Source organism: Metallosphaera tengchongensis (assembly GCF_013343295.1).
Taxonomy (GTDB): domain Archaea; phylum Thermoproteota; class Thermoprotei_A; order Sulfolobales; family Sulfolobaceae; genus Metallosphaera; species Metallosphaera tengchongensis.
The window spans coordinates 1,346,098-1,363,576 of the sequence record NZ_CP049074.1; the positions used below are offsets into that span (position 1 = coordinate 1,346,098).

Annotated in this window: 17 protein-coding genes; 11 read left to right on the top strand and 6 right to left on the bottom strand. The window is 44.6% G+C overall.

The features are described 5' to 3' along the window. Window positions 1-3 precede the first annotated feature (3 nt). From GWK48_RS07375 to GWK48_RS07400, 6 genes are all read left to right on the top strand, one after another. On the top strand, window positions 4-390 hold the full coding sequence (locus GWK48_RS07375) for a Zn-ribbon domain-containing OB-fold protein (protein ID WP_174630977.1): 387 nt from the start codon (window positions 4-6) through the stop codon (window positions 388-390). Then, a complete protein-coding gene (locus GWK48_RS07380) occupies window positions 380-1,666 on the top strand; it encodes a phenylacetate--CoA ligase family protein (RefSeq protein WP_174630978.1) in 1,287 nt (428 codons plus the stop codon). Before GWK48_RS07375 ends, GWK48_RS07380 begins: the two co-directional genes overlap by 11 nt. Continuing rightward, the gene (locus tag GWK48_RS07385; RefSeq protein WP_174630980.1) at window positions 1,663-2,670 is read left to right on the top strand and encodes a 3-hydroxyacyl-CoA dehydrogenase family protein; all 1,008 of its coding nucleotides are present in this window, start codon (window positions 1,663-1,665) and stop codon (window positions 2,668-2,670) included. Before GWK48_RS07380 ends, GWK48_RS07385 begins: the two co-directional genes overlap by 4 nt. A gap of 89 nt (window positions 2,671-2,759) precedes the next feature. Further along, window positions 2,760-3,323, top strand: a complete 564-nt coding sequence (locus GWK48_RS07390) for a carbonic anhydrase (RefSeq protein WP_174630982.1) — start codon at window positions 2,760-2,762, stop codon at window positions 3,321-3,323. A gap of 370 nt (window positions 3,324-3,693) precedes the next feature. Further along, the gene (locus GWK48_RS07395) at window positions 3,694-5,283 is read left to right on the top strand and encodes an APC family permease (RefSeq protein WP_174630984.1); all 1,590 of its coding nucleotides are present in this window, start codon (window positions 3,694-3,696) and stop codon (window positions 5,281-5,283) included. A 60-nt stretch (window positions 5,284-5,343) separates the two neighbouring features. Then, a complete protein-coding gene (locus tag GWK48_RS07400; RefSeq protein WP_174630986.1) occupies window positions 5,344-6,960 on the top strand; it encodes an acyl--CoA ligase family protein in 1,617 nt (538 codons plus the stop codon). On the opposite strand, the gene GWK48_RS07405 is transcribed toward GWK48_RS07400, so the two are convergent. The 4 genes from GWK48_RS07405 to GWK48_RS07420 form a co-directional block, all read right to left on the bottom strand. Beyond that, entirely contained in the window at window positions 6,950-8,719 is a 1,770-nt protein-coding gene (locus GWK48_RS07405; RefSeq protein WP_174630988.1) for an alpha/beta hydrolase family protein, read from the bottom strand. The genes GWK48_RS07400 and GWK48_RS07405 overlap by 11 nt on opposite strands. A gap of 315 nt (window positions 8,720-9,034) precedes the next feature. Next, window positions 9,035-10,741, bottom strand: a complete 1,707-nt coding sequence (locus GWK48_RS07410; RefSeq protein ID WP_174630990.1) for a hypothetical protein — start codon at window positions 10,739-10,741, stop codon at window positions 9,035-9,037. A 167-nt stretch (window positions 10,742-10,908) separates the two neighbouring features. Then, entirely contained in the window at window positions 10,909-11,253 is a 345-nt protein-coding gene (locus tag GWK48_RS07415; protein WP_174630992.1) for a winged helix-turn-helix domain-containing protein, read from the bottom strand. Window positions 11,254-11,482: 229 nt separating this feature from the next. Next, a complete protein-coding gene (locus GWK48_RS07420; protein ID WP_174630994.1) occupies window positions 11,483-12,028 on the bottom strand; it encodes a hypothetical protein in 546 nt (181 codons plus the stop codon). A gap of 236 nt (window positions 12,029-12,264) precedes the next feature. Between GWK48_RS07420 and GWK48_RS07425 the strand changes: the two genes are divergently transcribed. Further along, complete coding sequence (locus GWK48_RS07425; RefSeq protein ID WP_174630996.1) at window positions 12,265-13,455, top strand: thiolase domain-containing protein; 1,191 nt, start codon at window positions 12,265-12,267, stop codon at window positions 13,453-13,455. After that, window positions 13,452-13,985, top strand: coding sequence for a Zn-ribbon domain-containing OB-fold protein (locus tag GWK48_RS07430; RefSeq protein WP_174630998.1), 534 nt, complete (start codon window positions 13,452-13,454; stop codon window positions 13,983-13,985). The genes GWK48_RS07425 and GWK48_RS07430 overlap by 4 nt, the downstream gene beginning before the upstream one ends. Window positions 13,986-14,082: 97 nt before the next feature. On the opposite strand, the gene GWK48_RS07435 is transcribed toward GWK48_RS07430, so the two are convergent. Together GWK48_RS07435 and GWK48_RS07440 are read right to left on the bottom strand one after the other, a co-directional pair. Then, a complete protein-coding gene (locus GWK48_RS07435) occupies window positions 14,083-14,604 on the bottom strand; it encodes a hypothetical protein (RefSeq protein WP_174631000.1) in 522 nt (173 codons plus the stop codon). Between the two features lie 145 nt (window positions 14,605-14,749). Continuing rightward, complete coding sequence (locus GWK48_RS07440) at window positions 14,750-15,055, bottom strand: winged helix-turn-helix domain-containing protein (RefSeq protein WP_246263774.1); 306 nt, start codon at window positions 15,053-15,055, stop codon at window positions 14,750-14,752. 185 nt (window positions 15,056-15,240) lie between these two features. On the opposite strand from GWK48_RS07440, the gene GWK48_RS07445 reads away from it, so the two are divergent. From GWK48_RS07445 to GWK48_RS07455, 3 genes are read left to right on the top strand one after another with little or no spacing between them, the layout of a single operon-like run. After that, entirely contained in the window at window positions 15,241-15,951 is a 711-nt protein-coding gene (locus tag GWK48_RS07445) for a hypothetical protein (protein ID WP_246263775.1), read from the top strand. 44 nt (window positions 15,952-15,995) lie between these two features. Further along, window positions 15,996-17,060 (top strand): S24/S26 family peptidase, encoded by a 1,065-nt coding sequence (locus tag GWK48_RS07450; RefSeq protein WP_174631002.1) that lies wholly within the window; start codon window positions 15,996-15,998, stop codon window positions 17,058-17,060. Window positions 17,061-17,063: 3 nt separating this feature from the next. Further along, window positions 17,064-17,477, top strand: a complete 414-nt coding sequence (locus GWK48_RS07455) for a hypothetical protein (protein ID WP_174631004.1) — start codon at window positions 17,064-17,066, stop codon at window positions 17,475-17,477. The last annotated feature ends 2 nt before the right edge of the window (window positions 17,478-17,479 follow it).

Here is a 17,479-nt window from a genome sequence, read left to right on the forward strand (position 1 = left end):
GAAATGGACGGAATACCCCTGGAGCTAAGGTATTCTCTCCCAGAGAAAGGATATGAGAGGTTCTGGGAGGGGTTAAAAAGGGGAGAAATATGGGCGACGAAGTGCGATAAATGTGGAGTAGTGTACTACCCGCCCCAAGTTGACTGCACCAACTGCATGACAAAAACGGAATGGGTTAAACTGGGGAATAAAGGCAAGATCATGACCTACACTGTCGTGAAGGCGAAACCTCAAGGTTACGACAAATTGGAGGACTACGTCATAGGAATTGTGAAAACGGAGGAGGGAGTGGACTTGATGTGTTGGATTAAAGGGAGACCGAAGGTAAATGATACCGTTACCTTAACCACAGATGGAATGAGAGTCATAGGTGAGACCAATGCTCTATGACGAGACAGATCCCAGGGCTTTAACAAGAGAGGAGATAGAACAGGTTCAGTTATTTAGACTAAGGAGAGCCGTAAAGAGGGCTTACGAGTTTAGTCCGTTTTACAGGAAGCTCTTCAAGGAGAAGAACTTGACACCAGATGACGTTAAGACCAGGGAGGACTTGAGGAAGCTACCGTTTACCACTAAGGGAGATTTAAGGGAGAGGGGGTACCCCTACGGTGGAGAGTTCCTAACTGTCAACCTAGATGAAATAGTGGGCTGGCACATGACGAGTGGGACAACTGGCGTTCCCACAGTCGGAGCTTACACAGCAAATGACGTTGAGCTATGGGCTAATCTAGTAGCCAGGAGCCTGAGGACAGCTGGCGTATCCAGGAAGGACATAATCGCAAACATTTACGGATACGGTCTGTTCACTGGAGGTCTGGGATTGCACATAGGCGCCCAGAAGATAGGTGCTAAGGTGATACCCTGGAGCACAGGGAGGACTGAAGCCCTCGTGAAGACGCTAAAGGACTTCAAGGCAACGGTAATTACTGGAACTCCCTCATACGAGTTAGTAGTAGCTGAAAAGATTAGGGAAGCTGGACTTGACCCGGAAAGGGACCTGAACTTGACCATAGCGGTTCCAGGGGCCGAGTCAATGACGCCGGAGATGTTGAGAAGGATCGAGAAGGAACTCTCCCTACTGAGTAGAGGGGGTGGAGCCAGGGAAATTTACGGGCTTACAGAGGCAATTGGCCCTGGGATGGCTCAGGAGTGTCCCCACGATTCCCATGAGTTCATGCACGTATGGACTGACCACTTTCTGGTAGAGATAATTGACCCTGAGACAGGAGAAAATGTTGACGAGGGAGAGGAAGGGGAAATGGTTTTCACCCACCTCACAAGAGAGGGAATGCCTCTCATCAGATACAGGACCAGAGATCTAACCAAACTCGTGGAGAGCGACGACGATATACCCTACCCTAAGGTGGAGATAATGAAGGGCAGATCAGATGACGTCATATTTTATAAAGGTGTCAAGTTGTACCCCACTGCAGTTAATGAAGTTTTAATGGGTTACCCTGAGGTGCTGGAGTACCAGATGGTCATAACTAAAGAACCGCAAAAATTCCTCCTACTGGTAGAGACCAACAATCCGTCAGAGGATTTGAGGAGGAAGATAGTCACTGACATTAAGAACACGACGTTCGTTAACCCAGATGTCGAGTTCGTCAACCCCGGTACCTTGCCTAGATATGAGGGTAAGTCCAAAAGGGTGGTCCTAAAGTGAAGATCTTCATCCTAGGCTCAGGAGTAATGGGGAGCGGTATTGGACAAGTCTTTGCCATGGCTGGGCATGAGGTGACCTTGTACGATGTAAGGGAAGATGCACTTAAGAAAGGGATGGAGTCCATAGGATGGTCCTTAGGCAAGTTGGCGAGTAAGGGAGTGAACCCAGATGAGGTCATGAAGAGGATCAGTACCACGACGAACCTTCAGGAGGCTAAAGGGTCCTCTACCATAATAGAGGCAGTTTACGAAGACCTAAAGGTTAAGGGAGATGCCCTCAGGGCGGTATCGGCCCTCGAGAAGGACGCCGTAATAGGTAGCAACACCAGCTCTCTACCAATTACAGAGCTATCCCGTTATGTGGTGATCCCAGAGAGGTTTCTAGGAACTCACTTCTTCAATCCACCGGTCCTCATGAAGCTAGTTGAGGTCATTAAGGGGGATCTCACCTCAGAGGAAACCTTTAACCATACCGTATCATTGATGAACTCGTTGGGTAAGTACCCGCTCCCGGTCAGGAAGGACGTCTTCGGCTTCGTAGTTAACAGAATACTTTTCAGGCTCTTCACATCAGCGTGCAGCCTACTTGAGAGGTATTCACCCCAAGAGGTCGATTATGTAGCTATGAGGGAATTGGGCATGCCCATGGGCCTCTTCATGTTATTGGATTACACCGGATTAGACGTCAACTATTACATAACTAAGGAGGCGGAGAGGAGAGGCTTCCCGTTCAGGTGTTCAGTCCTGGAAGCCATGGTGAAAGCAGGTAAGTTGGGGAGGAAATCTAACCTAGGGTTCTACGACTGGAGTAAGGGGAGACCAGAGATTACAGCTAACGCAGGGCCAGACCCTAGGGAGCTATTACGTGACGCTCTAGCTGAGGTGAAATGGCTAGAGGACAATGGAGTGGCATCTAGAGATGAAATCGAGACTGGGGTGAAGCTAGGATTAGGGATTAGGGAGGGACTGGTCTACCTAGGAAGGAAGTTTAATATTGAGGTATAAACTATCATTTTATTTATTTAAAAAAATTTAGAAATCTAAATGTATGTTTAAAAAATAAAAATTTAAGTCTTAGACTAGATGTAGTATCCATGAGGTTGGTAATATCCTGTATGGACAGGAGGTTAAACCACTTCCTTGAAAAAGAGTACAACGATGGTAAAACCACTTTCGTAAGGAATGCTGGAGCAAATATCGGTTCGTTAAAGGAGACCCTCAGGTTGCTAAAGGAGGCAGAGGAGATCGTGATACTTCCCCACACCGACTGCGGGGCCATGGGGGTAGTGGAAAAGGCATTGAGAGGGGAGACCTTACCTAATTTGTTGAAACCACTGATTACACCCTTTCAGAACCTGAGGGTATCCAACAGGGCCGAGTTAGAGACCTTAAACACTAGGGTTCAAGAGGAGTTGGCCAGGAAGGTCACTAAGGCAAGGGTGAGCTCAAGGCTGATAAGGACTGAGGAACTGAATGCCCCCGCTAGCTCAGATAATTTAGCTATAGTCACAGCACCGTCTACCAGGAGATACTCAGAGTTCATCCCCCAAGATTTTATCTATAGAACCTTCGTAATACAAAACCTAGGAGATGATGGTGAGATAGACCAGTTCATTGCTAAGGAGTTCCTAAAGGTAAAAGAAGTGAGGAAGGTTTAAGACGGAAACTAGATGCTATTTTTGTATTTTGTTGTAAAGTGATGATTTTTCCACTTTCCCTCAAACGAATTACACGATCAAAGTATATACCATTTAATATCAAACTTTTAGATATCTAAGCTTATTAGATCTGAAAACCAAGTAGAAAGTTATGAGGGCTCTTTTATAAAACCCAACAACACTTCAAGGAGCGTTTGAGATCCTTTGGCTTTCTACCAACTCCTCTAGGGATTCCTGAGCGGAGTCATAATAAAATTGAATTTTATGGGAGTGGATAGAACTGTTGTTCGCGCACTATAACATTAAGGGATATTTTATAATTATAAATAGTAGTTAAGCTTAAATTTAGATTCTCTTCCCTTTCATGGAAATGGAAGAGAAGAAGACCCTTTTCATAAGGGAGTCCTCCGGTTTAGTTAGAGAAGTAAGTCCTTGGTCTTCCATGTTCGCAACCTTCGGGCTTGTCACCGGAGGAGTTCCTATACTTATACTAACTTGGCTTTTTACAGCTCCTGGGGCAAATTGGCCCTTAGCGTTTCTCTTTACCTTACCACCTACGTTAGGCATGGCGTATCTATTTTACCTAGCGGGGATCGCGATGCCGAGAGCAGGTGGTGATTACGTGTTCAACAGCAGGGCAGTTAACCCGATCGTGGGTTTCGTGAACTACTTCGGACTTTTCGTGGGGTTCGGTCTATCCTTAGGTTACTACAGCTACCTAGGTGCTCAGTGGTTTGGGTACTTGTTCTCTGGACTTGGCTTAGCGTATGGAAACCAGGCGTTAATGAACCTGGGTAGCTGGTTCTCTGGAACTCAGGGGAGCATAATAGTGGGGGTTATAATTGTCGCCATATCCTCAGTCCTGGCTTCAGTTCCAAGAGCCCAGTGGAAGTTTGTGACAACAGCTGGCATAATTACTTTCCTGTCCACCTTGGTTATGTTCGTTGCTTTATACCAAATTCATCCCTCCCAGTTCGCAACCGCCCTCTCAAGTTCTACAGGTATAAACGGAGCGTACCAAGAGGTAATAAATAACGCCGAGAGCAACGGACTGAAGTTTGGAGACCCAATATATGCCACCTTTCTAGCTGCGCCAGTTATATGGTACTACTACACCTGGTATAACCTCCCACTATCCTGGAGTGGTGAGATGAAGAACGTGAGGAAGAACGTGCTCTATGCCACCATAGTGTCAATCCTGATTATAGGCGCCTACTACACCCTGTTCACCTTCCTAAATGTCCACGCTTTCGGAGGGGAGTTCTTGACATCTTGGAGCTACATCAGCAACCAGGGCCTCAATGATACGGTTTACTCTAACCTACAAAGCATCGGCGACTTCACACCTTACTTCGCGTTCCTGGTTACCCACAGCCTTCCCCTCTTCCTTATAATGTTCTTGGCACTTTGGCTCCCGAACTTCTACAGTAATCCTCCTCTCGTGACAGGTTTGGTAAGATATCTGTTTTCATGGTCGTTCGACAGGATAGCCCCGGAATGGTTAGCGGACGTCAACGAGAGGGTCAGAGCCCCAGTTAAAGCTACGCTACTAGTTTCTGTTCTGGGGGTTGTAGGACTACTCCTTTATGCCTTCAACACGCCAGTATCCCTCGTAGATGTAACAGTGGTGTTTGAAATAGGTTACGGAGTGTTCGCGATTTCAGCTGCCCTTATGCCGTTTTTAAGAAGAAACGTTTATGAGACCTCTTTCCCTAGTAGGAGAAAGATCTTAGGGATTCCCGTCGTTACCTTAGTTGGATCCCTTGTCTTCGCCTTCGTGATAGCCCTTTTGGTCTACACTTGGAATAACCCCGTGTTGTTGCCCATAAACGCTGAGACCATAGCTTCCCTAATAATTATATACGGTCTCGGTTTAGGGATTTACTTAATCTCAAACTGGAGGGCAAAGAAAAAGGGATTGGACATTAACGTGTTATTCCAAGAGATACCACCAGAGTAGGAGGTCTAATAGGGTATTCGTGAAGCTAACCTTTATTTTTCAGCCTTTATATTCTCTAATATGAACTCTCCTAAATACGAGGGAGTGGACCAGTCAGGAGCTTGGTACTCTGTACTTACTCCGTTGATTTTTTTGGATAGGACCAAATATTTCAAGGATAAGACAGCGGTAGTATATAGGGACAGAAGATACAGCTACGAAAAGTTCTACGAGAACGTGATGTTACAGGCCAACGCTTTCCTTAAGAGAGGTTTAAAGAGGGAGGACAAGGTATCTTTCGTTTCCCGGAACAGACCCGAGTTCCTGGAAGCTTTCTTTGGGGTTCCTTTCGCTGCAGGAGTCCTAGTACCTATAAACTTCAGGCTCTCCCCCAAGGAGATGGAGTACATCATTAACCACTCGGAGTCCAGATACGTCGTGGTTGACGAACCTTTCCTTAGTTCCCTCAATGAGGTAAGGGAGAGGATTAAGGCTGAGATCATCCTCTTGGAGGACGAGGAGAACCCCACTCTAAAGGAAAGTGATAGAAAGGACGTTATTACATATAAGGAACTTGTGAGGGATGGGTCTCCGAACAAACTCCCAATACCTGTTGAGGACGAATACTCCATGATAACCCTTTACTATACTTCAGGGACTACAGGTCTTCCCAAGGGTGTCATGCACCACCACAGGGGCGCATTCCTCAACGCTATGGCAGAGGCCCTTGAGCATCAGATGAGTATAAATTCCGCCTATCTCTGGACATTGCCAATGTTCCACGCTGCGGGTTGGGGTTTCCCTTGGGCTACGGTAGCTGTGGGGGCGACCAACGTCTGCCTGGATAAGGTCGATTATCCCCTCATTTACCAACTGATTGATAGAGAGAAGGTCACACACATGTGTGCTGCACCTACCGTATACGTGAACTTGGTTGATCATATGAAGAGGAACGCGTTAAAGTTCAAGCGGAAAGTCCACATGGTTGTGGCTGGCGCCGCACCAGCTCCGGCTGTATTGAGGTCAGTGGAGGAAGTAGGAGGAGAGATGAGTCACGTATATGGTCTGACCGAGACTTACGGTCCACACTCAATCTGTGAGTGGAGGGACGAATGGAATGAACTACCTCTGGAGGAGAGGGCCAGACTAAAGGCCAGACAAGGCATCCCTTACGTGGGGTTTGAAATGGACGTATTTGACCCTGAGGGTAAACCGGTACCCTGGGACGGAAAAACAATAGGGGAGGTAGTCATGAGGGGACATAACGTCGCTTTGGGTTACTACAAGAACACGGAGAAAACCTTGGAGTCCTTTAGGGATGGGTGGTTCCACTCCGGAGACGCAGCAGTTGTTCACCCTGACGGTTACATAGAGATAGTGGATAGGTTTAAGGATCTCATTAACACTGGAGGAGAGAAGGTATCCAGCCAGTTGGTCGAAAAGACTCTAATGGAGCTGGATGGGGTTAAGGCAGTGGCGGTCTATGGGACTCCAGATCCCAAATGGGGAGAAGTGGTCACTGCAAGGATAGAGCTCAAGGACGGAGCAAGGTTGTCGGCAGAAGAGGTAATAGAGTTCTGCAAAAAGAGACTTGCCCACTTCGAGTGCCCCAAGATAGTGGAGTTTGGTACTATACCCATGACAGCGACAGGAAAAATGCAGAAATACGTTCTAAGGAGAGAGGCCTCTAAGAAGTAGAGCTATCCCCCTTTTTTAGGTGCTCTTCAAACCACTCAAGTTTCTTACTCAGCCTATGAACCATGTTTTCTGGCTTCCCCTTCCTAGCGTGTTCGTGGCCCTCCCCAGGGTACCTGACCAATACGCTTTCAACGTTATTGGACCTCAATGCAACATGAAACTGCTCAGCCTGCTCTACTGGACACCTGAAGTCGTCCTCCCCGTGAATGAGCATGATGGGAGTTTTGACCCTTTTCACGTAATAGATGGGTGACATCTTAGTGAGCTTCTCAATGCTCTCTTCAGTCCATGGGTCCTCTATACCTGACTCTACGGCATTGAACCAAAAGCCTATGTCGCTGGTTCCGCACATGCTAACTAGGTTAGATATGCTCCTCTCACTTACGGCTGCAGAGAAGACGTCGGTCTGCGTTACGATCCAGTTGGTCATGAAGCCTCCGTAAGACCCTCCAGTGACACCGAACTTTCCGCTTAGATTAAACTGCTTCTTTGCGTCATTGAGGAACTGGAGGAGCTGCCTCATGTCCTCTCCACCCCAGTTCCCTACACATCTCCTCGCGAACTCTTCACCATACCCTTGACTACCTGCAGGGTTAGCGTAAAGGACGTTAAACCCTTGGGAGGCGAAGAACTGAAACTCCGTGAAGTAGGAGTAACCGTAGGCCATGTGTGGACCGCCGTGAATGAAGAGGATAGTTGGGTTGCCCTCTCCTGTGATTATACCCCATCCCTGTATTTCAGATTTAACTTCCACTGGAGAAAACCCCTTTAGTTCTGGGTTAGGGTCATACACTCCCTCCTCGTGATAGAGGAGGGAAGGCTTCTCTGGAGTAGTCACGCTATAAGCCAAGGAAACTCCGTCATAGTCGAAAAACCTCACAACATGATTTCCACTGGTCATCCTTTCCACCTTTCCGTCAACAATCCTAAAGAGGTTGGTAGATCCACCTTCCTGGCCCATGGATATAACCTCATCGTTTACGTATACCACTCTGTCCTTAGATCCATCAAACACGTCCGTTAGCACGTATGAGCCACAAGTCTTTCCGCACATGTAGCTCTTTCCCTCCTCTGGAAATATGACCTCCTTAACTGCCCAAGGGGTCTTTCCCCTATTATGTCCTATATACACCACATCTCCCCTTAAGTTCATAGCTAGGGAGGAGACTAAGCCTTCCCCCGCCAGCCTTTTGGTGTCACCGTTGTTTACATCTAGCTCAAAGACTGACTGGATGTTCATTTCATCGTCGGGTTCAGAGGTAGCTACCACCACTCTCTTTCCGTTTGTGGCGAAATCAGTTACGTCGAAGTCCCCACCTAAAACTTTCCTAAACTTATCCCTTTCCAACAGGTAAAGTGACGTTCTGGACCTTAGTAGACCTCTACCATCAAACCTGTACTTCCTCTTTCTCGTAACAAATGGGGCGTCCTTCTCCTTCACAACCTCCTCGCCCAGAACGAGAATCCCCTTCTCATGCTTGTCGAACTTCATTATCTTTCCCATCTCAAGGACTTCCCTAGGTTCCCCATATATGCCCTGAGCTATTAGTTTCGCGGAGCTTTCGGTTTTAATGTAGTAAAGCTCGTCATTGATTATCTTTGGAGCGCTCTCCTTACCTTTGGTTATGGGCTTTTTCTCCAAGAAGATTGAGCTGAAGTAGGAGTTCCCTTGGATCCAGGTCTCCACATGAAATAGACCAAGCCTTTCTAACCTTATATCTGAAATTACTCTATATGAGTAGGCTTTTGAAGGTTCCATATGGGGAAGGGTTATCCAGGATTTTAAAACTAAGCTAAGGTTGGGAAGAACTAGCTTGTTCTGAAGGACTGGAAGATGGAGATACCATTACAGTAGACTTAGGTGGTCTGGTACCCAAGGCAGGCTAGGGATTTACATTGGTAATAAGTTCTACTTTCACATCCTCTATTGCTTGTTTAGAAAAATAATTTTAGTTGTCTAAATGGTTTCACCCGAATTGAGTTGAAAGATGAAATCCCTGCTTTTCAGGTTGACTTTCAATGGTTAACATCATGAATTGGAAAAAGGTCCTCCTAGCGGGAAATGGATATCTAATTAACTCTGCATCCCCTGCTCTGAGTATAGGAACCTAGAAGCTGGGCCCAACTCCTCTATCAAGGAAAGCCAATAGTCCATGAAGTCCTGAAAGCCGTTCCCCTCTGTAATCAGGGAAGAGTAAAGGGACTTCCACTCAGAGAAGGATCCGTCTAGAATTTTCTTCACTAGCCTCAGGTAGGACTTGTATCCACTTGGGTCAAAAAACCTTATGGGAAAACCCAGGTTCACCAACTGTTTCAAGATGATCTCGTCGTCCACTTTTCCAACAAAGGATGAGTAGTAAAGTATGAGGAGAGAAGGGACTAAAGTGTAACCGACATCACCTACCATATCCATGAGCCTGTAAATAGGTTTACCAACTTGTGTTGAGAAGAAACCTCCCTTGGTGTAACTATCCTTTGACATAATGTGTGGGGAGGAAATGTCGTACACTAGAATTACTGGATCTCCATCTGGAGATCTAGAGTAAACCAGAAACGAAGGTCTATCTAATGCTAGCTTTGCGAACCTCGATGTCATCATGGAAAGACCGTAAATGGCTGGCTCAAGGTTCTCCATCACAATGTCTAAACTGAAAGGGTTGTGAGCCGTCTTTTTGGTAGCGTAGACTATGGACTTCCTAAAGGACTTGTTCCTCCTTGTCTCAACTTCCACTCTACCCTCCAGGGATTTGAGGAATCTATCCCTGAGTAACCCGTGAGCCCTTTCTAACTGCGAGGTAGCCTCTGACGGGTTGACCTCGCCAATTAACCTCTCGGACTCAGCCTCCTTAAGTGGAAAGTCCAAAGCCCTCCTACAGGCCTCCACGAGGGATGTCCTGGTGCCATCTTTAAGGTACTCTACGCTTCTATCCAATATTTCTTCAGCTATGTGCCTGGACTTCGCAGATAGGTAAGAAAAGTAATAGTCGAGGTACTTCTCCTTTTCCTTAACTAAGTCGTCTTCCACCAGAGCCCACGCCACCGGTTCCATTAAAACGGATATCATGGCAGGGTAATACAACGATAGGAAATATCCATGCGTAGCAAGATCATAAAGGATGGACTCCGCACCTTGAGCCTCGCTCATATTCTTTACTATTTCATCTTTATTTTCCGAGATGTAATTTATTGTGTCCTCATTCAGTCTCCTGCCTATGCCACCTACCCTATGCGAGGCCTCGGCGAAAACCGACTGATCTAATTCCACCCTCCAAGACACTGCGTCAATAATGGTCGCCATGGAGGTCTCCTTCAAGGATCTCCAATGAATATACTCGTGAACAAGAGTCCTTAAGGTCCTCGCTTCCAAATTGGTACCCAATTTCCTGCTTAACTCCAGAGCCCTTGGATTACCGTCTTCCACAGCCTCCATGAGATCTATCCCTCCATTTGTGAACCAATTACGAAATCCTCTCCTCATAGATCCGAGACTATCCGTGGGTATCCCCAATTCCCCAAGGTTGACGCCCTTCGTCATTATAACCGACTCTCCTGTGAAAACCCCAGCTTCTGACTTCAAGTTTGCGTCGTTAATATTACGAATCTCTCCGGTACTGGTTATCGTGTGGGTTAAGTCTAGGGAGTTTTCGTCAGTCCATAGGCCACCCAACATTCTCTCCACGAGATACCTCTTGGTCCTCGCTGGCATAGCGTTTATTATCCTATAGTTCAGCTTAAAGACTACGTTACCCAAGCCAACGTAAAAGAACGAGTAAGCTTTCATATTAAAATTCTTGAAAGTTTTCATATTAGTTCTCCGGATAAAACCACAAATAAATATGGTTAGATCCCATTAAAAATTTTTGTATATATAAATATTCTTATTTACCCTATTAAAACTATCAAGTAATTATATAGGAATCCTGAGGGTAACGGACTTTGAAATTTAATTTACTTACTAATCTCTTTCTCGAGCTTCTCCAAAGTGTCTATCTCACTCTCGTCCAGCTCTTCCACATGCCTTGCAATTTTTGCTGCCAGATACTTCATCTTCATTTTCCTGTCGCTCCTTACTTTATCCACAATCTTTTTCCCTTCATCAGTCACATAATAGATATCAAACTCATCCTTAGTCACGAGGGATGCCTCTGTTAGACGCTGAAGGGATTGCCATACTGTCTTTGGGTTAAGATTAGTTGCCTTTGATATGTTGGACGCCCTATCCCTTCCCCTCCGCTCGAGGTACTCTAGAATCTCTACATCGGTTGACTTAGGGTCTAGGTCGTAACTTTTCATCTATTTCCCTATCTATAGTTAGAATCTATGCTATTTAAGCTTTTATATATAGATCTTGAGAAACTGGACAATAATTAAATCTCTTTATAGAATAGTGTTGCGATTTTCGCCTCTACAGGGCTCCTCTCAAGGGAGTTGTGACCCCTCTTGTAGTCTCCCCTCGGAATCCTATCGCGATTGATCGTTGCTATTTCCTTTTCATCACGAGTGATAGCAATATTGATGATACTTATAAAACCAAGTTTGCCATTATGAAAATAATAACTATCTGAAATACAACCTGACTTCCTGATACGTAGATGTTCCTCATCCCCAATTTCACAACTTTATTTAAATCCGGTTCCTCCTTCCTGAGCTCCAGGACTATCCTCACTTCATTGGGCACTATTACTCCGAAACCTTGTATGATCAGGATTAACACTATTACCCCAGAAAGGAGGATTAGAATGTTCTTGAAACTAAATATGCCTAACCATGAGGCGAGAAAGAAACCTGCAGTAGTTGCCACTGCTGCCAACGAAGGCATGAAGAAAAGCATCATTGGGACCAATCTCTTTATTATCTCAGCCCTGCTTTTTGGGTCCAGTGATCTTAATACCCTACTCATGACGAGTCCCATGAAGAGATCCACTCCAGTCCACGTTCCTCCAGTTAAAACGTGAATATAATTCAACCACACCAGATTTCTCAGGGTCAGGACAATTACTAACGCGAATATTGGAACAAGGAGAGTTATGAAAGAGTAAGGCGATATGAATTTGGTCTCGTAAGCCACGGTTTATTATTTTAACTTTCTCAACTAATATATTTTTCCTGTCTAATGTTTTTTATGTTGCCTTTTCTTTATGGGGTTCAGCAGGCATAGTTGGGGTCGTTGAGAATGACTATGCTACCTTCCTCAGCGACCTCACCACTTAGGAGCTAGTCTCTTCATTTTAACAAATTCCATATGATAGCCCCCTCTTTAGATCCATATCTTAGTTTTAAAACCCTTAACGTGAATATTGTAATATGACAAGTGTCGCCATAATTGGAACCGGACATTCCAAGTTCGGCTCTAGAACAGATGTGAACCTCCAGGAGCTTGCGTGGGAGGCCGTTAAACAAGCTTTGGAGGAGGCCAACGTAGAACAAAGAGATATTAAATACTTCTCTGTTGGTAATGTGGGAACGTGGAGCGCCGAACCCTTACCTGCAGTGGTAGTAGGAGAGTATTGTGATCTAACACCTGGCGGAACCATGAGGGTTGAGGCAGCATGTGCATCAGGTAGCGCAGCGTTGAGGGACGCGTTCCTTGCTGTGAAGTCTGGTGAGGTTGACCTAGCCATGGCGGTGGGGGTGGAACAAATGCATCAATCTCCCAATCCTAACGTAGTTGAAATGATAGGAAGAGCAGGGAACTACTTTTGGGAATTTGAGAACTTTGGACTTACTTTTCCAGGGTATTATGCTCTCTACGCTACTGCGTATATGAACAAGTACGGAATGAAGGAGGAAGATCTAGGTAAGGTTGCCATAAAGGCCCACCATTACGGAGCCATGAACCCTTACGCCCATTTCCAGAAGGAGATAACCATGCAAGAGTACCTAAGCTCCAGACCAGTTGCGTGGCCTCTAAAGCTCCTGGACTCATCCCCAATCACGGACGGTGCTGCCGCTGTGGTATTGGCCTCTGAGGAACTAGCAAGGAAGCTGACCGATTCCCCAGTTTGGATTGAGGCCCAAGGTACTGCCTCCGGAACAGCTAACCTGTCTAGAAGGACGGACTTTACCACCATCGAGGCCGCTAGGCTTGCAGCCGAACAGGTTTATAGAAGGGCAAAGATAGATACCGACTCGCCCTGGAGGGCTATTGACGTGGCTGATGTCCACGACTGCTTCACCATCGCTGAGATTGTGGCATATGAGGACCTAAAGTTCGCGAAGAGAGGTGAAGGTATGCTTTTGGCGAGGGAGGATCAGACTTACGTGGGTGGAAGAATTCCTGTAAACGTTGATGGCGGGCTCAAGGCCAAGGGTCACCCCATAGGTGCCACTGGGGTAAGCATGGCTGTATCCATGACCAGACAACTCCTCTATAGAGCTCCTAACAAAGCAATGCAGGCTGAAATCAAGAACGGAAGGGCTCTAGCACATAATGTGGGTGGAACTGGGCATTACGCCTACGTCACCCTATTTTCCACAAGGAGGCCGTCAGCATGATTGAGGATGTGAGAGAGGCTAAGCAGAGGGACATTAGAGAAGCCCTAAGGCAGTTGGACGCTATAACTAAAATGACGGGCTTACCCATCTATCCCGAGCCCAAGACTGGTAACCTACTTTGGGCTGATGTGAGGGAGTTAGACCTGAGATACCAAATTCCAGTCAAAAAGATCTCTAAGTTCTTCGAAGGGTTAAGGAACGGTAAGATTCTAGCTACCAAGTGCGGTAAATGCGGTTCAGTCTACTTCCCTCCACAGAACGACTGTCCCAAGTGCAAGGTTACTGATCTGGAGTGGATGGAAATAGTAGGGGAAGGGGAAATAGTCACTTACACCGTAATATCAGTAAAACCACCTTCGTTCGCCCACTACCCTGACTACGTGGTAGGGATAGCTAAATTTAAGGAAACTAATGTCACTGCTTGGATAGATGGGCCAAGGGAGAAGATTAAGGTCGGCGGAAAGGTCAGGTTGGAGATAGTCAAGAGAGAACCTGAAGGTTACTTAACCTATAAGCTAGTTCCAGTCTAATTTTTGGATCTTAGCTATTTTTACGATTTCTATACCACATAAACAGCTTTAGTGATGAATCCGTTAAACTGCTCCCCCCAATTGGTCATTCCATCTATCAGGGGTTTGGGTTTCCTAATCTATTGAGAGGATCTTTATTTTTGTAGAAAATGTTTATGTCTATCTTTCTATATTCCCTTGCTAATAAAACAAACGCGACTAATATTATCTGACTCTCTATAAGCTCAGCTGATAATATGAATGGAAGATATAAGTTATTTAACTGAGGGAAAACTACAGCTAAAACAATTAAGAAACCGGCACTTGACAGGAGAGCAATGGACACACCATTAAGGATTCTGTAATAGAGGCGAATTTTATCGGATGTTTTCTCGATTTCGCTGATCTCTCTTGCTTTCTTAGCCAATGCACTCAGTTGTCTCTCTATAGGTTTTATCCTCTTGGCAGTGGCTTCATAAATCTCCTCCCAATCCTTACCTCTCATGTTTGTAATATATGTCATGACTTCCTCAACTAGACTTGCTGTTTCACTGTCCCCCATTAATTGGGTGAGCTCTATAAGAAAGTCTAAAGTTTTCTTCATATTCGCCTCTTTCTTTCTATCCTCAATCCTCCTCATGAAGTTCTGTGTGGAAGGTCGTATAGAAATTACCAAAAACAGGCTCAAAATAAAGGATAATAAAACCAGTAAACTAACCAAAAATGAAAACCTCTGGGTAAATCCATAACTCAGTTAAAAGACCATGAACTCATTTAGGATATCATTAAGATACCTCTTCCCTTAGTTTTTTCAGTTTCTCTTTCAACTCTAAATACTCCTTAGCACTTCGAAGATACTGTTGCCCCTTCTTAGTTATTCTATATTCTTTTTCTTCATACGTAATAAAGCCTGAGTCTATAAGGAAATCAACGTATTTGCAGAACGTCCTGTAACTCAGATTTGATAAATACATTAATCTGGTTCTCTTTATCCCTTCTTTACATGACTCTAGCAACTTTACCTTAATCTCTATATCATTTCTTTTTTGTTGCCCCATTGTAGAATCTATTACATCAACTATATCTGACAATTTAAACTTTCTTTCTATAGATTTTAGCTTTCAGTAGAAGATCCTACCTTAACGTTCTATGTACATCTCTGTCCATAGCAACTTTCGTCATAGAAAGACATAGATGCTAAAATTAATTAACGCATATGTTTTTTTAAGTTTTTTTCCTTATATACTTAAATAAAGGTTAGGAGAAGAGTCTTTCAGTGAATGAAAAAATGAACCTAAATTTAAAACTGGTAGTGGCAATGTCAATAGCTCTAGTGCTGTCGACATTGCTTGTCTACCAAGCCTTCGTGGCGGGATTTGTAGTGAGCAACCTAGCTCAAGGAAGCGTAGTATCGATAGACAGTGAAAACGCTTTGCTGCAAATAGATCCAATAGAGTTCTCTGCAGTTCAGAACAATGGTGGTTTAACTATATCTCTTCCAGCTATTGCACCTGGCTCTGTTAACTATGGCGCATTTATCCATACTACTTCTGGTAATACGTATGATTTCTCCGCAGCTTATTTGTTTGCGTTAGTCGAAGCCGAATTCAATTATCCCAACAATTCTTACATACGTGCTAACCTGTCAGCATCATTGGAACACGTCATGGGTTTGGATCCAAATGCGACAATATTGATCCTGGGTTCCTCTCCTAGTTCCTTCTCAGCTATAACTAATTTCCCAAACAACTCAATAACTGTTTCAGAGTGTGGATACGGTCAAGTGAACGTTAATGGCATGACGTTCGCAGTCCTTGGAGGATATGGTCCAGGAGCATCTCAGTTAGGTCAGGGAAGCGTGACGATAGGAAGTGGAGCAGCAGCTGGAGAATTGATCTACATGTTAGTTCTCTTGCCAGCAAACGCCACTACAGGTACCTTCAGTGCAGCTCTGAACCTATACGGCTATCAGGTATCTTCTCCATAAATCTCCTGAAGGCTAAAGGGTGAAAAGATAAAAGAGGATTTTTTATGACGTATCTAATTGCATTTTCGTGGTACTTCACAAAAGCTGTCAAGATATTTACAAAGGTCGTCGTTCTACTCATCTTTTTATTTTCAGTCTTTATAGCGACTGCTAACCTACTGGGTAGACCTACCTTCCTCGCGGTAAGTTACGGTTACAGCATGTTCCCGGTTTTAAAACCTGGAGAATTGGTATTAACTATTCCTGAACCTTTAGTTGGAAAAGTAAGCAATGGGAGCATTATAGTGTTCAGAGATCCCGATTACGGGAAGATCCCTGGCTATCCGCCATACATAAGCCATCAAGTAGTAGATATACTTCCAAACGGAACCTACATCACCAAGGGTATCAATGACAACTTTGTAGACCAAATATATATGCCTCCATTGAATAATTCACAAATATATGCAGAAGTGGTAACAATCAATGGTAATCCGGTGGTATTACCATATTTAGGCCAAGTCCTGGAAACTGTAAGGTCAAACCTCCTAATCTCATTTTCAGGATTAACCCTAATAGCTATCGTAATCGGTTCTATGAACAAGAAGAATAACAGGATCGTGACTTCAAAAGGGGTCATTGTATTCTTCATAGGCCTTTTCATCTTTTCGGCATTCGTCATTATGTCCAGCACTTCAACGTCCTCCTTCACTACTGTTTACTCTGTTTCCTCGTCTCCAGGTTACCTGTTTGGCGGAACGCTCACGTCTCCCTCGGTAAACTTACAAGTCTTACTCTACAACCAGACCAAGAGCTATACTTTCAACGTTACAGACAAGTTAATATTCCCCGAGGTGGTCGAAATAGACGTACTAGGGGGAAATGGCTTCAATATTACTCCAACGACCTTCATCTTGTATCCTCATCAAACAAAGATGGTCAACTTGACTGTGGTAGGACAAGGTAGCCAAGGACTGCACACACTAATTATAAAGAGTTACAGTATGTATACACTTCTCCCAATTATCCTAAACATCTCAAGTTCACTGTACTCAATGTTTATCTACTCAGCATTGAGCGATCTTTTACTCCTCGCCTTCATCGCTATACCCATTTTAAGAGGTGACTAGAAAGTGAAAATGCTCCTTATCATAGGCCTTGGAACGCTAATACTTTCCCTGGCCTTTGTAAGTTCCTTCTCTCCTGGGTTCTACGTATCCAATAATTTTGGGAGGAACGTTATAACAAACAACATGATAAGTTATTCCACATACTATGTAAACGGAACTGAAGTGGTGGAAATGTTCATTAATCCATATTACTCCTCCATCATTAGCCACATTTCGATTACCATTTACTGTCAAACCAACAACGTGTCCACTCCAGGGAGTTATATCAATTTCGGTAATGAGTTACAGGTTTTCACGTCAGGTTACTATCCATTTTTAGTAAAATTTTATTGTAACTCTACACAGAATATTAAAGCTCAGATTACTTTATACTATATAGGTAAAGGTGTTGGATCATTAAGTTTAACTATAAATTAAAG